At 70.7% G+C, this 13,817-nt stretch carries 13 protein-coding genes; 4 read left to right on the forward strand and 9 right to left on the reverse strand.

Annotated elements, in window-relative coordinates:
- Positions 1–64: 64 nt before the first annotated feature.
- The 4 genes from ACFOYY_RS14155 to ACFOYY_RS14170 all read right to left on the reverse strand — a co-directional run bounded on the left by ACFOYY_RS14155 (position 65) and on the right by ACFOYY_RS14170 (position 3,239).
- The gene (locus ACFOYY_RS14155; RefSeq protein ID WP_386189996.1) at positions 65–469 is read right to left on the reverse strand and encodes a ClpX C4-type zinc finger protein; all 405 of its coding nucleotides are present in this window, start codon (positions 467–469) and stop codon (positions 65–67) included.
- 84 nt (positions 470–553) lie between these two features.
- The gene (locus tag ACFOYY_RS14160; protein ID WP_352008919.1) at positions 554–1,312 is read right to left on the reverse strand and encodes a LytR/AlgR family response regulator transcription factor; all 759 of its coding nucleotides are present in this window, start codon (positions 1,310–1,312) and stop codon (positions 554–556) included.
- A gap of 76 nt (positions 1,313–1,388) precedes the next feature.
- A complete protein-coding gene (locus tag ACFOYY_RS14165) occupies positions 1,389–2,573 on the reverse strand; it encodes a histidine kinase (protein ID WP_386189997.1) in 1,185 nt (394 codons plus the stop codon).
- Between the two features lie 48 nt (positions 2,574–2,621).
- The gene (locus ACFOYY_RS14170) at positions 2,622–3,239 is read right to left on the reverse strand and encodes a molybdopterin-dependent oxidoreductase (RefSeq protein ID WP_386189998.1); all 618 of its coding nucleotides are present in this window, start codon (positions 3,237–3,239) and stop codon (positions 2,622–2,624) included.
- Between the two features lie 346 nt (positions 3,240–3,585).
- Here ACFOYY_RS14170 and aroF point away from each other — a divergent pair, with 346 nt between their 5' ends.
- Together aroF and ACFOYY_RS14180 are read left to right on the forward strand one after the other, a co-directional pair.
- Entirely contained in the window at positions 3,586–4,623 is a 1,038-nt protein-coding gene (gene aroF, locus ACFOYY_RS14175; protein ID WP_386189999.1) for a 3-deoxy-7-phosphoheptulonate synthase, read from the forward strand.
- A 117-nt stretch (positions 4,624–4,740) separates the two neighbouring features.
- Complete coding sequence (locus tag ACFOYY_RS14180) at positions 4,741–5,025, forward strand: YiaA/YiaB family inner membrane protein (RefSeq protein WP_184714681.1); 285 nt, start codon at positions 4,741–4,743, stop codon at positions 5,023–5,025.
- Between the two features lie 4 nt (positions 5,026–5,029).
- On the opposite strand, the gene thiI is transcribed toward ACFOYY_RS14180, so the two are convergent.
- From thiI to macS, 3 genes are all read right to left on the reverse strand, one after another.
- Complete coding sequence (gene thiI, locus ACFOYY_RS14185; RefSeq protein WP_386190000.1) at positions 5,030–6,232, reverse strand: tRNA uracil 4-sulfurtransferase ThiI; 1,203 nt, start codon at positions 6,230–6,232, stop codon at positions 5,030–5,032.
- A 125-nt stretch (positions 6,233–6,357) separates the two neighbouring features.
- Entirely contained in the window at positions 6,358–6,996 is a 639-nt protein-coding gene (locus ACFOYY_RS14190) for a response regulator transcription factor (RefSeq protein WP_352009455.1), read from the reverse strand.
- Positions 6,996–8,132: a MacS family sensor histidine kinase gene (gene macS / locus ACFOYY_RS14195; protein ID WP_386190001.1), complete on the reverse strand. Its 1,137-nt coding sequence runs from the start codon at positions 8,130–8,132 to the stop codon at positions 6,996–6,998. Before macS ends, ACFOYY_RS14190 begins: the two co-directional genes overlap by 1 nt.
- Positions 8,133–8,252: 120 nt before the next feature.
- Between macS and ACFOYY_RS14200 the strand changes: the two genes are divergently transcribed.
- A complete protein-coding gene (locus ACFOYY_RS14200) occupies positions 8,253–9,167 on the forward strand; it encodes an MHYT domain-containing protein (RefSeq protein ID WP_386190002.1) in 915 nt (304 codons plus the stop codon).
- A 189-nt stretch (positions 9,168–9,356) separates the two neighbouring features.
- On the opposite strand, the gene ACFOYY_RS14205 is transcribed toward ACFOYY_RS14200, so the two are convergent.
- On the reverse strand, positions 9,357–10,382 hold the full coding sequence (locus ACFOYY_RS14205; protein WP_352008912.1) for a 6-phosphofructokinase: 1,026 nt from the start codon (positions 10,380–10,382) through the stop codon (positions 9,357–9,359).
- Between the two features lie 148 nt (positions 10,383–10,530).
- Between ACFOYY_RS14205 and glpK the strand changes: the two genes are divergently transcribed.
- The gene (gene glpK, locus ACFOYY_RS14210) at positions 10,531–12,021 is read left to right on the forward strand and encodes a glycerol kinase GlpK (RefSeq protein WP_386190003.1); all 1,491 of its coding nucleotides are present in this window, start codon (positions 10,531–10,533) and stop codon (positions 12,019–12,021) included.
- Here glpK and ACFOYY_RS14215 read toward each other — a convergent pair.
- On the reverse strand, positions 11,987–13,753 hold the full coding sequence (locus tag ACFOYY_RS14215; RefSeq protein ID WP_386190004.1) for a N,N-dimethylformamidase beta subunit family domain-containing protein: 1,767 nt from the start codon (positions 13,751–13,753) through the stop codon (positions 11,987–11,989). The genes glpK and ACFOYY_RS14215 overlap by 35 nt on opposite strands.
- Positions 13,754–13,817 lie beyond the last annotated feature (64 nt).

Genomic DNA, 13,817 nt, shown 5'->3' on the forward strand with positions numbered 1-13,817 from the left:
TACGTAATTGCGAATTTTCGCAATTACGATACCTCGTGGCCGGACCACCCCGGCCCGCGAGGGGTCACTCCTCGCCGGAGAAGCGCTCCCAGGCCGACTGACGCGTCATGCCCAGGGCGGCACCGATCCTGGCCCAGGTGACCCCGCGCCCGCGCAGCCGTTCGATCCAGGCCCGCAGGTCGCCCTCGACCCTGGCGCTCGCCGCCGCGACGCGGGGCAGGTGGGCGAGGATCTCCTCCTCGGTCATGCCCTCGGGCCAGGGGATGCCGGGGACCTCCTCCTCCGGCTTCTCCGGCTCGCCCTGCTCGGCCGTGGACGTCCGGGTCTCGGCGAGGATCGCGACGCAGAGGTCGACGCACTCGTTGCAGATGTAGACGCCGGGACCGGCGATCACCTTCTCCACCTCGGTCTTCGGCTTGGCGCAGAAGGAGCAGTGGATCTCCTGCTCGGCGAAAGACGTCACGGGCATACGGCCCTCCACGCGTATGGCTGTCAGGCCCACCCTGACAAGCATCGCCGCGAGCCTATACCGTCAGGCAGCGCCTGACAAACATCAACCGAGCGTCCCCTGGGAGGCCGGACGGTCCTGGAGCTGACGGACGAGCCGCTCCCTGACCCGGCGGGTGTGGCGGCGGCTGACGGGCAGCGTCTCCGCGCCCACCCGCAGTGTCACCCGGCCGCCGTCGAAGTGCAGTTCGCTCACGTGCCGCGCGGAGACCAGCGTGCTGCGGTGCACACGTATGAAACCGGAGGAGGCCCAGCGGCGTTCGAGCGCGGCCAGCGACATGCGCACCAGGTAGTCGCCGTCGACGGTGTGCAGCCGCACGTAGTCGCCCTTCGCCTTGGCGAACCTGACCGCCTGCTGGGGGACGAACCTGGTCCTGCCGCCGAGTTCGACCGGGATGACGTCGTCGATCTCCGGTCCTTCCGACGCCTGCGCGGCGCATTCGAGACGCCGTACGGCCTCCGCCAGCCGGTCGGGCCTGACGGGCTTGAGGAGGTAGTCGACCGCCTCAAGCTCGAAGGCCTGGACGGCGCAGTCCTCGTGCGCCGTGACGAACACCAGCCGGGGCGGGTTGGGGAAACCGCCGATGAGACGGGCCATGTCGAGGCCGTCGAGGCCGGGCATCCTGATGTCGAGGAAGACTCCGTCGAGCCGTTCGCCCGCCCCGATCATCTGGACCATGTCCTGCAGCGCGTTCACCCCTCCCGAGGCGGTGAAGACGTGCTCGATGCGGGGGTCCTGACGCAGGAGGTAGGCCAGTTCCTCCAGCGCGGGGACCTCGTCGTCGACAGCCAGGACTCTCAACATGGCCCCACGCTGCCCGCTACGGCCGCCTTCCCGCAAGGGAAGAGGAAACTTAGCGTAACGAGATGACTACAATTAGCTATGCCCGGCAGGAGAGCTTGGGAAGGCGCAGCCGCACCTTGGTGCCCGCGCCGGGCGCGGTCTCCACGACGAGCCCGTAGTCCTCGCCGTAGATGTGGCGCAGCCGTACGTCCACGTTGGCCAGGCCTATCCCGCCCTCACCCCGTTCGTTCCGCGAGTCGTCGCCCAGCAGCAGCCTGGCCCGCTCCGGGTCCATGCCGAGTCCGTCGTCCTCAACGCTGACGTGCGCCTCGGAGCCCGCGTCCGAGGCCAGCACCCGCACCTCACCACACCCCCCGGTCTCGCCCATGCCGTGCTTGATGGCGTTCTCGACGAGCGGCTGCAGGCACAGGAACGGCACCGGGACCGAGAGCACCTCCGGGGCCACCCTGACGGTGAAACGGAGCCGTTCCCCGAACCTGGCGCGCTCCAGCAGCAGGTAGCGGTCGACGCAGTGCAGCTCGTCGGCGAGGGTGGTGAAGTCACGCTCACGGCGCAGGGCGTATCTCGTGAAGTCGGCGAAGTCCATCAGCAGCTCGCGGGCCCGCTCCGGGTCCGTGCGGACGAACGAGGCGATGGTGGTCAGCGAGTTGTAGATGAAGTGCGGGGAGATCTGCGCCCGCAGGGCCCGGGTCTCCGCCTCCATCGCACGCCGCCGTGAGGAGTCCAGCTCGGCCAGTTCGAGCTGGCACGACACCCAGCGGGCGACCTCGGTGACGGTCCTGACCAGTGAGGGGCCGACGGCCGAGTCGTAGGCGGCCAGCGCTCCGACGACCCGTCTGTCCACGGTGAGCGGGACGACGACCGCCCCTCTGATCGTACATCCGGGGACGTCGCAGGACAGGGCGTGCCCGGTCACCACACGCGGCCTGCCCGAGGCCAGGACCGCACGGGCGTGGCCCGGGGCGTGCTCACGCTGGCAGTCCACCTCGCCGTCCCAGGCGAGCACGCCGTCCACGTCCGTCACCGCGATGGCGCCCGCGCCCAGCAGGGCGCGCAGGTGCCTGATCGTCTTGCGGGCCGAGTCGCGCGTCAGGCCCGCGCGCAGGGAGGGGGCCGCCAGCGCGGCGACGTGCAGGGTCGCGAAGGTGGCCTCGTCCGGTGAGCCGCCCGCGCGCCGGGGGAAGACGGGGGTACGGCCCGGCACAACGAATCCCAGGAGAGTCCTGACGGCGCAGAGCAGCGCCCAGACACTGGTCGACATGCGGGAAACCGTAGTCAAACCCGCCTGTCAATCAGGCAAGAACGCCGATCACGGCGGCCCTTCACCCGGTTCCTCCTGATAGGAGTAGCGCTGCTCCCGCCACGGATCGGCGACGTTGTGGTAACCGCGCTCCTCCCAGAAGCCGCGCCTGTCCTCCACGAGGTACTCGATGGCGCGCACCCACTTGACGCTCTTCCAGGCGTAGAGGTGGGGAACCAGGGCGCGGACGGGGAAGCCGCGTTCCGGGGTGATCGGCTTGTCGCCGAGTTCGAGGGCGAACAGCGTGTGGTCGCGGGCGAAGTCGCTCATCCGCACGTTGGCGCTGTAGCCGTACTCGGCCCAGATCATGACGTGCCTGACCTCGGGGGCCGGAGGGACCAGCTCCATCAGCGTGGCGGCCGAGACGCCGCGCCACTCGTTCCCCATGACCGAGAACTTGGTGACACAGTGGAAGTCCGCGACGACGGTGGTGCGGGGCAGCTCGGAGAACTCGGGCCAGGTGAAGCCGTGCGGCTCCCCGGAGGCCGTGGCCCCCATCACCTGCAGCCGCCAGGAGGCGGGCCGGAAGGTGGGCACCCTCCCGTAGTGGATCACCGGATAGCCCCGGGGAACGTACTGGCCGGGAGGCAGGCGCGCATCCTCCCCCGGAGGTTCGGGCTGCTCCACCGTCACTCCCCTCGCCGTCGCGCCCCGATCACTCGGGGCAATCCTGCCATCGTGCGTCCACCGCCCTCGCGGCGGCCACCCGCTAACGCGTCGCCGGTGTCACCCGGCGTTCACGGGCCCGCCATGGTTCCCCGGCCCCTCGCCGTCGCCTCCCGGCGGTGCGCTACTATTGCCCGCGATGCGTACTGCGTTCTGGTTTTGGTATGGCGACGGACCCGTGGGTCGGACCGTTCGCCTCCAGATGCTGCGCTAGACAGCCAGGCGAACGTGAAGGCCCCGGGTCCGGACAACGGACTCGGGGCCTTTCGTTTTCCCGGAACTTCCACCGGATCAGCGAAGGAGAGACATGGTCATCGTCATGGGCCCCGACGCCACACAGGGCGACATCGAGGCGATCGTGGAGATCATCGGCACTGCGGGCGGCGACGCCTTCGTCAGCCGTGGCGTCAGCCGTACGATCATCGGCCTCGTGGGCGACGTGGAGCAGTTCGGCGCGCTCAACCTGAAGGGCATGCGCGGAGTCGCCGAGGTGATGAGGGTGACGGCCCCCTACAAGCTCGTCAGCCGGGACAACCACCCCGAGCGCTCCACGGTCAGGGTCGGCGGCGTGCCGATCGGGCCGGGCCTGGTCACCCTGATCGCCGGCCCGTGCGCGGTCGAGACGCCGCAGCAGACGCTCGACGCGGCGCTCATGGCCAAGGCCGCGGGTGCGACCCTGCTGCGCGGGGGCGCCTACAAGCCCCGCACCTCCCCCTACGCCTTCCAGGGACTGGGCGAGGCGGGCCTGCGCATCCTCGCCGACGTGCGCGAGCAGACCGGGCTGCCCATCGTGACCGAGGTCGTGGACGCCCACGACGTCGAACTTGTCGCCTCCTACGCGGACATGTTGCAGATCGGCACCCGCAACGCGCAGAACTTCGCGCTGCTGCAGGCGGTCGGCGGGATCGGCAAGCCGGTCATGCTCAAGCGCGGCATGAACGCCACCATCGAGGAGTGGCTGATGGCGGCCGAGTACATCGCCCAGCGCGGCAACCTCGACATCGTGCTGTGCGAGCGCGGCATCCGCACCTTCGAGACGGCCACCCGCAACACCCTTGACGTCTCCGCGGTTCCGGTGGCCCAGCGGCTTTCCCACCTGCCGGTCATCATCGACCCGTCCCACTCGGGCGGACGGCGTGACCTTGTGCTCCCGCTGACCCGGGCGGCCATCGCCGTCGGGGCGGACGGAGTGATCATCGATGTGCACCCGCAGCCCGAGCTGGCCCTGTGCGACGGCCCGCAGGCACTGGTCCATAGTGATCTTGAGGAGCTCTCCGAGGTGATGCGCGCCCTGCCCCCGCTGCTCGGCAAGACGGCGACCGGCGACGCCCTCGCCACCGCCTGACGACCACCGGCGAGTACGGCCCGGCCCGTGGGCCGTACTCGCCAGTAGCATCGTACTCACCGGTAATTAAGTAGGAACACCCAGGCGTCACGGCCGGCGGCCGGGGATCGTTGGGGCATGACCAAGACGATCCAGCCACGGCACACCGGCGCCTTCTACATCCAGTCGGTCCTGTCCTTCTGCGTCTCCGTCTCGGCGGTCGCCATCGGAGTCGCCTACCTCCCGGTCGAGGCCTGGGTTCGCGCCTTCCTCGGCATCGGCGTCCTGTACGTCGTCACCTCGGCCTTCACCCTGGCCAAGTGCGTGCGCGACCGTCAGGAACTGACCGACGTCACCAGCCGCGTCGACCGGGCGCGGCTGGAGAAGCTCCTGACGGAGCACGACCCCTTCAAGCCCGTCTGAGGTCTCACACCTGCAGCTTGTACTCCTGCAGGGAACCGGCCAGCTGCACGGCGAGCTCCTCGGCGTCCAGGCGTCGCTCGATCTGCTTCAGATCGGCGATCTTGGCGGCGGTCTCCGCCCTGCGGGGCGCCAGGAGCGTGCAGCAGTCCTCGTCGGGCAGCTCGGAGATCTGCAGGGTGCCGATGCGGCGGGCCTCCGCCATGATCTCCGTCTTGTCGAGGCCGATGAGCGGGCGCAGGATCGGCATGTCGACCGCGTCGTCCTGGGCGGTGATGTTCTGCAGCGTCTGGGAGGAGACCTGTCCCAGCGAGTCGCCGGTGACCAGCGCCCCGGCCCTGAGGCGGCGGGCGATCTCCTCCGCGGTCTTGAGCATCAGGCGCCGCTGGGAGATGACCGCCAGCCGCTCCTGGCCCGAGGCCTTGATGGACTGCTGGGCCTTGCCGAAGGGGACGACCCACAGGCGGGACCTGCCCTGGAACTTGTCCAGCGCCCTGGCCAGGGCGTACGCCTTGTAGATCGACTCCGAGGTGGTGAACGGGATGCCGGAGAAGTGCAGGAAGTCCACCCGCAGGCCCCGGCGCATCATCCGGTAGGCCGCGACCGGGGAGTCGATGCCGCCGGACATCAGCACCAGGCCCCTGCCGCTGGTGCCGACCGGCAGCCCGCCCTGGCCCGGCTGCCCGCCGGTGAAGACGAAGACCTCGTCACGGTCGACCTCGATGGAGACCACGAGCTGCGGGTTCTTCAGGTCTACCGGCAGGCCGTAGATGTCGTTGAGCTCGCCGCCCACGGTCCGGTCGAGCTGCATCGAGGTCAGCGGGAAGCGCTTGTCGCGACGGCGTGAGCGGACCGCGAAGGAGACGCCTCGCCGGACGTCCTCCCGGTCGGCGAGCAGTTCGATCGCCGCCTTGGTGACCGCAGAGGGGTCCTTGGCGACCCGCCACGCGCGGTGGATCCAGACCAGGCCGGGCACGTTCCCGACGCGCTCGGCGACCGCTTCGGCCCGTTCGACCCCCGAACCCTCCGGCAGGAAGAGCGCGATGACTCCGTGGCGCTGCCGCAGATCGACCTTGAAGTCCAGGTCCTTGACGGAGGCCTTGATGTTGGACTGCAGGGTGCGTTCGAAGAGCTCGCGGTTGTTTCCCTTGAGGACGACCTCGCCCAGTTTGAGCAGAACGCAGGGCTCGCCCAAGGCCGACATCGTCATGGCGTAACCTCCGGTGGAACTTCGAGGGGAAAAGGGGCGCACGGCACCGCCGTCACGCGGCGGGAGCCCTCAGGACCGCGCCACAACGCCAAGTGTCGCGCGTTACCTGATAAAGACAACTCACTTTAGTCGCCCCCGGGACCGTCGAGCCCCCTCTCGATGGCGTAACGGATCAGCTGGGCCCGGTTGTGCAGCTGGAGCTTGTTCAGGGTGTTCTGGACGTGGTTCTGCACGGTCCTGTGCGACAGGACCAGACGCTCGGCGATCTGCCGGTAGGACAGTCCCTTGGCGACCAGGCGGAGCACCTGCGTCTCCCGCTCGGTCAGCCGGGGGCCGTCCGCGGGGACCGGCTGGGCGGCCAGCCTGCGGTACTCCCCCAGCACGAGCCCGGCCAGGCCCGGGGTGAAGACCGCGTCGCCCTGCGCGGTACGGCTGACCGCGTCGAGGAACTCCTGCCTGCTCGCCGACTTGAGCAGGTATCCGGAGGCGCCCGCCTTGACCGCCTCAAGCACGTCCTCCTGCTCGCCGCTGGCCGACAGCACCAGGATGCGGGGCTGGGGGTCGTGCGCCGCCAGCCGCCTGGCCACCTCGACCCCGGACAGGTCCGGCAGCCGCAGGTCGAGGACGACCAGTTCGGGCCTGACCGCAGCCGCGGCCCTGAGCGCCTGGGCGCCCTCGCCGACCGTCGCCACGACCTCGTATCCCGCCTCGGTGAGGTCCCTGGCCACGCCGTCCCGCCACATCGGGTGGTCGTCAACCACCATCACGCGCATCCGCCAAGCCTAGACCGGACGGGGACGGACATCTCGATCTCCGTCCCCTCGCCGGGGGACGATATGATCGTGACCGTGCCGCCCAAATCGGTGACGCGGCCCTTGATGGACTGGGCGACGCCGAGCCGCCCGGCCGCGGCGGCCTCCTCAAGGCGTCCGGCGGGGATGCCCGGCCCCTCGTCCCTGACCGTGACGGTGATCAGGCCGTCGTCGCTCTCGGCGAAGACCCAGGCGGGGGCGTGTGGGCCGCAGTGCCCCGCCACGTTGTCCAGGGCGGCGCCGACCGCCGCGGCCAGCTCCCTCGCGACGGTCTCGGGCAGGGACATGGGGGTCGCGGGGACCGAGACGGTCACCGAGGCCGAGCCGTACGCCTGGAGCAGGACGCGCAGGTCGGCGACGCCGTCGCGGGGCGGCTCAGGGCGGAGCCTGACGAGCTCGCGCAGCGCGGCCTCCTGCTCGCCCGCGAGCCTGCCCAGCTCGGCGGCCTCCCCGCCGATCTCCTGGCCCCTGCGCTGGACCAGCGCCAGCACCTGCAGCACCGAGTCGTGGATGTCCCTGGCGATCCTGTCCCGCTCGCGCCCCGCGGCCTCGATCTCGATGGCCCGTTGCAGGCGCGCCTCGGCCCTCCTGGCGAGCTGGGCGACGTGCCCCACCAGGACCCCGGCGAGGAAGAGCAGCACGCTGCCGTTGATCGGCAGGTTCTCGAAGCCGACACCGGATCCGCGCAGGTCGTGCAGCCACAGGTCGGCCACTGAGACGACCAGGGCCGCGACCGCCCCGGCGCGGCGCCCGCCGTACACGCCCCAGGCCAGTACGGCGCCGCCCATCCAGGTGCCGGTCACCGGCAGGCTCCCCGTCCGGTAGGCGCCCTGGACCAGCGGGGTGGCCAGCAGGCAGCCGAGCGTCACGACCATGTCGGCGGCCAGCAGCGTACGGCCGCGCAGCTCGGGTGAGGAGTAGGCGAAGGTCGCCACCGCGCTCCACAGCGCCATGACGCAGATCACCAGCCAGCCGGTCACCGGGTGGGCGTATCCGCCCGCGCGCAGCAGCAACAGGACCGCGTAGACCAGGGAGGCGACGCGGAAGACCGCGATGACCCGCCAGAACGGACCCTCGATCCCCGTCACTCCTGGACCTTATCGCCACCCGCAACCCTCCCTTCTCTTCCGCGAAACCCCCTCTTTTACGCACAACGACCAACAACTGCCATAATCCAACAAATCACCCACTGACTCAGAAATTGGAACATGTCCCACGTAGACCACTTCTCATATGGCCTGGTCACCCCCATCGCGGCCTATATCGTCTCGACCATCGGGTGCATGCTGGGCCTGGCGCTCACCGCCAAGGCACGGGCCGCGACCGGGCCCGCGCGGGCGCGCTGGCTGGTCGGAGGAGCCCTCTCCATCGGGGGCACCGGCATCTGGGTCATGCACTTCGTCGCCATGATGGGCTTCACGGTCGGCGGCAACCCCATCCGCTACGACGTGCTCCTGACGAGCGTCTCCATGCTCCTGGCGGTCGTCATCGTCGGCGGCGGGCTCTTCCTGGTCTCCTCGAAGAACTACAGCGCGTCCCGGCTGGTGGTCAGCGGCATGGTCACCGGAGTCGGCGTGGCCGGGATGCACTATCTCGGCGTGTCCGCGATGAACATGTCGGCGACCGTCTACTACGACGTGACGCTGATCGCCCTGTCGGTCGTCATCGCCATGGTCGCCTCGACCGTGGCGCTCTGGTTCAGCGTCAAGACGGACGGGACGCTCGCCACCGCGGGCGCGGCCCTCATCATGGGTGTCGCGGTGTGCGGCATGCACTACGTCGGGATGTTCGCGATGGAGGTGCGCCCCCGCATCTCCCTGACGCCCGTCGACGGCGCGCGCGGCATCGACTTCATGCTGCCGGTCCTGGGAGCGGTCAGCCTGCTGACGCTGGGCCTGCTGCTCGCCGTCATCCTGGCGCCCTCCGAGCAGGAGATGCGTACGGACGCCGAACTGCTGGCCCAGCTGGAGAACCGCCGCACCACCGCGCGTCACGCCGCGACCGCGGCCGCGGCGAGCGCCCCCGCCGCGCAGAACACCGGGCAGAACACCGTGCGGAACGCCGGGCAGAACGCCCCCGCCGAGCAGCGACGTCCCTCCCTGTTCGACGCCCAGGACAGGTGATGTACGGCTTGCGCCCGGACGGGCCGCTGCTGAGGCGCAAGCCGTACATGGAGAGGTAGCGGATCGTCGCGCATCCGCGGCCCGACGGTATGCCCGGGGGGTTGCAGAACGTTTGCAGGCCGATACAAGGCGTGGGCGGCGCCCCGTCACCGGTGCGCCGCCCGTCGATCCCGCCGGTTTCCCGGCCCGTCAGCCGAAGAAGACCTCGGCCTCCTCGTAACGGCTGACCGGCACGGTCTTCAGCTCTCTGGTCGCCTCGTCGAGGCCGACGGTGACCACGTCCGTGCCACGCAGCGCGACCATGGTCCCGAAGCGCCCCTCGTGCACCGCGTCGATGGCGTGCAGCCCGAACCGGGTGGCCAGCACCCGGTCGAAGGCCGTGGGTGTGCCGCCGCGCTGGATGTGCCCGAGGACCGTGGTCCTGGCCTCCTTGCCGGTGCGCTTCTCGATCTCCTTGGCGAGCATCTCGCCGATGCCGCCGAGGCGGACGTGCCCGAAGGAGTCGAGTTCGTTCGCCTGCAGGGTCATCTGCCCCTCGATCGGGTGCGCGCCCTCCGCGACCACGATGATCGGCGCGTAACGGGTCTTGAAGCGTGACTCCACATAGGCGCAGACCCGGTCGATGTCGAAGGGCTTCTCCGGAATGAGGATGACGTTCGCCCCGCCCGCCATGCCCGCGTGCAGGGCGATCCAGCCCGCGTGACGGCCCATGACCTCGCAGATCAGGGCACGGTGATGGGACTCGGCGGTGGTGTGCAGCCGGTCGATCGCCTCGGTCGCGATGTTGACCGCGGTGTCGAAGCCGAAGGTGTAGTCGGTCGCGTTGAGGTCGTTGTCGATGGTCTTGGGCACTCCGACGACGTTGACGTCCTTGTCGAAGAGCTGCTTGGCGACGCCGAGGGTGTCCTCGCCGCCGATGGCGATGAGCGCGTCGACCCCGGTGGCGGCGAGGTTGTCCTTGATTCGCTCGACACCGCCGTCGATCTTGATCGGGTTGGTCCGCGACGAGCCGAGGATCGTCCCGCCGCGTGGCAGGATGCCACGGACCGCCTGGACGTCCAACGGCATGGTCTCGCCTTCGAGCGGCCCTCGCCACCCGTCACGGAAACCGACGAACTCGTGACCGTAGACACTCACGCCCTTGCGCACTGCGGCGCGGATAACGGCGTTGAGGCCGGGGCAGTCGCCGCCCCCGGTAAGCACTCCAATACGCATGGCATCCTCCGGTGGTGGTTCCGAGGCAAGACGGCCAGACTTAAATGGGGTGACGCGGCCGGCGGTCGAGGGATTTTCGGACGCCGACGCAACGCATTCTGCCTGCCGACACGCCAATGGTCTAGACCAAATCGAAGGAGTCCCTCATATGTCGGTTCTCGCCATCGACGCCGGGACGACCGGGGTCACCGCGCTGGTCGTGACCGAGGACGGCCGGGTCGACTCCCGCGGCTACCAGGAGTTCCCTCAGTACTTCCCAGAACCGGGATGGGTCGAACACGATCCCGGGGAAATCTGGCGGGCGACCCTGGCGGCCTGTGGTATGGCGTTGGAGAGGACGGGCACGAGGCCGACATGTGTGGGGATCACCAACCAGCGCGAGACCGCGGTGGTGTGGGATTCGGACACCCTCGCCGCGCCGCGCCCGGCGATCGTCTGGCAGGACCGCCGTAGCGCGGGGATCTGCGCGCGGCTGCGCCAGGCCGGGCACGAGCCCCGCGTCAGCGCGCTGACCGGGCTTCGGCTCGACCCGTACTTCACCGCGACCAAGCTCACCTGGATCGCCGAGAACGACCCCCGCTCCTGGGCGCGGGTGCTGTCCGGCGAGGCCGTCGTCGGCACCGTCGACTCCTATCTGGTCGCGCGGCTGACCGGCGGCGCCCGGCACGTGACCGACGCCTCCAACGCCTCCCGCACGCTGCTGTACGACCTGGAGGCCGGTGGGTGGTCGGCGGAGCTGTGCGGGTTCTTCGGGGTGCCGCGCGAGGCCCTGCCGGAGATCGTCCCCAACCACGGGGTGATCGGTGTGACCGACCCGGACGCCTTCCTCGGTCTCCGCCTGCCGATCGGCGGCATGGCGGGCGACCAGCAGGCGGCGCTGTTCGGTCAGGCGTGCTTCTCCCCCGGCGACGTCAAGTGCACCTACGGCACGGGGTCGTTCGTGCTGATCAACACCGGCTCCAAGCCGGTACGGCCGGGCGGGGGGCTGCTGACGACCGTGGCGTGGCAGTCGCCCTCCGGTGAGATCACCTACGCCCTGGAGGGTTCGATCTTCGTCACCGGGGCCGCCGTGCAGTGGCTCCGCGACGGGCTCGGGCTGATCGGCCACGCGCCGGAGTCGGAGGCGCTGGCCCGTACGGTCCCCGACAGCGGCGGCGTGGTCTTCGTGCCCGCGCTGACCGGGCTCGGCGCGCCGTACTGGGACCCGGACGCCCGGGGCGCGATCCTCGGCCTCACCCGGGGCACGACCGCCGCCCACCTGGCCAGGGCGACGCTTGAGGCGATCGCGTTCGAGGTGCGCGACGTCGTCGAGGTCATGACGGGCTCGGCGGGCCTGCTGATGCCCTCGTTGAAGGCCGACGGCGGGGCCAGCGGCAACGACCTGCTCATGGAGACGCAGGCCGCCCAGCTCGGTGTGCCGGTCGAACGGCCCGCGGTCCAGGAGACCACCGCGCTCGGGGCGGCCTTCCTGGCCGGGCTCGGCACCGGTGTCTGGTCCTGCGCGGAGGAACTGCGCGAGACGTGGACCCTGGACCGGCGCTTCGAGCCCGCCGGGCGGGACGAGAAGGCTCACGAGGCCGCCGAGGCGGCCTACGCCCGCTGGCTCAAGGCCGTCGGCCGTGCCCGTTCCTGGGCGTGAACCGGTGCCGGTCGTGCCGGGCGCCGCGCGCGGCGGGGCGGTGCCCGGCCCGGTGGCGCTTCCAGCGGCTCATCGGCACGCGGTTCTTCGCGGCGTCGCGGGCGCGGTCCCGGACCTGGTCCCCGGCCCTCCGTACCGGGTTCAGGCCGAGCGCGGCGAGGTTGTCCCTGGCCGGGTGCCTGAGGGCCGCCGGGCCCTCGGCGAAGGCCCGCAGCACGTTCGTCGTCGCGGCGCGGACGAAGGCCCCGGCCCGGTCGGTGACGCCGTGGCCGCAGGCGGAGCCGCGCATCGCGCAGACCCAGCGCATCGTGCCCGTGCTGAACACGCCCGCGCCGCTCGGCGCGGTGTAGTAGGCGCTGTGCGCCGTCGTCGGCCTGCCGCTGCAGTCGACCGGGGAGACGGACAGGACCTCCATCGGGCGCGGCAGCGGCATCGTGGGCAGCACCTCGTCGGTCTCCACCCCCGCCAGGCCGGGGAAGGAGGTGCCGCGCCGTACGCCGGTCCCCTCGAAGACCCAGCTGTCGGGGGTGTGGACCACGTAGGTCGCCTCCGCCGGGAAGCAGGTGTACATCGGGCCGGTCAGTGAGCTCTCCGGCTCGGTCACCCGCCAGCGGTCGGTGGTCGGGTCGACCCTGCCGTCCTTGTGGCAGATGACCAGGCGGTTGGGGCCGAGCGGCGTCGAGGCGAAGCGGATGCGCCAGTAGACGGCGTTCGCGCCGAGGAAGGCGAGGTTGACGCCCTGGTCCCGCGCGTCCTCGACCGTACGGCGCATGCCGGCCGACCAGTACTCGTCGTGCCCGAGGGAGACCAGTCCCCTGGCCCCGTCGAGGATGTGCGGGTCGTCCTCCAGTTCGAGGCTGGTGATGTAGGCCAGCGGGGCTCCGCTGTGCTCGGCCACCTCGATCGCGGGGCGCTCCATGTCGAGGAACAGCCTGGCGCCCGAGGTGTCGTAGGGACGGTCGAAGCTGACGGCCGTCGACCTGTCCTCGAAGCCGCCCGGCCCCTGGTAGAGGCTGCGCCCGCCCCAGAGGTTGTAGGCCTGCCAGGTGGTGACGCCGTTGACGAGGACCAGGCGTCCCTCGGTCGAGGCCGACCGCACCGTGATCGGGACGAACCGCCTGCCGCCGGTCGAGGCCTCAAGGCGGATCAGGTAGGAGCCCTCCGGCCAGTCCGCGGTGTCGACGACCGGGCCGGGCCTCCAGTGGGCCGCGGTGACCGTGCGGGTCCCGGGGATCGTCCTGGCGGGCTCCTGGACCGTCCCCGGCAGCTTGTCCGACCGCCAGACCCTCCTGGCCCCGGCGCCGCCGTACCAGCCCATCCTGAAGGCGGTCGCGGTGTAGTGGGCGGCCGTGGTGGACACGCGCAGCCGGAAGGTCTGGCCGGGCAGCACGCTCACCTTGTCGGCGTAGCCCTCGATCTCATGCTCGCCGCCCCTGGGGGTGGCCTGCCAGAGCGGGTCGCCCGGCTTGGCGTTCTCGGCCACGGTCGGGTTCGGCTCCGTAGCCGTCGCCGTGGGCGCCGTGCCCTCCAGGGCCGCCCCGGCCGCCGCGGGTGAGCCCTTCACGGACAGCGCCCCGCCACCGGCCGGGGCGCCGGGGAGATCAGGGGCCACAGCCGCGGTGCCGGACACAGTGCCGGCCGCGGTGCCGGTCGCCGGGGCGCACCCGGCGACCGCCGCGACCGTGGTGATCACAGCCAGTGTGACCGTCAGATGAGTGAACGCTCGGAACATGACATCCAGCATGATCACGGGAACCCTCCCCACCGGGGAGGCCTGTCCGTGATCGTCCGGGGAC

This window comes from Streptosporangium jomthongense (assembly GCF_042650425.1).
Lineage (GTDB): Bacteria > Actinomycetota > Actinomycetes > Streptosporangiales > Streptosporangiaceae > Streptosporangium.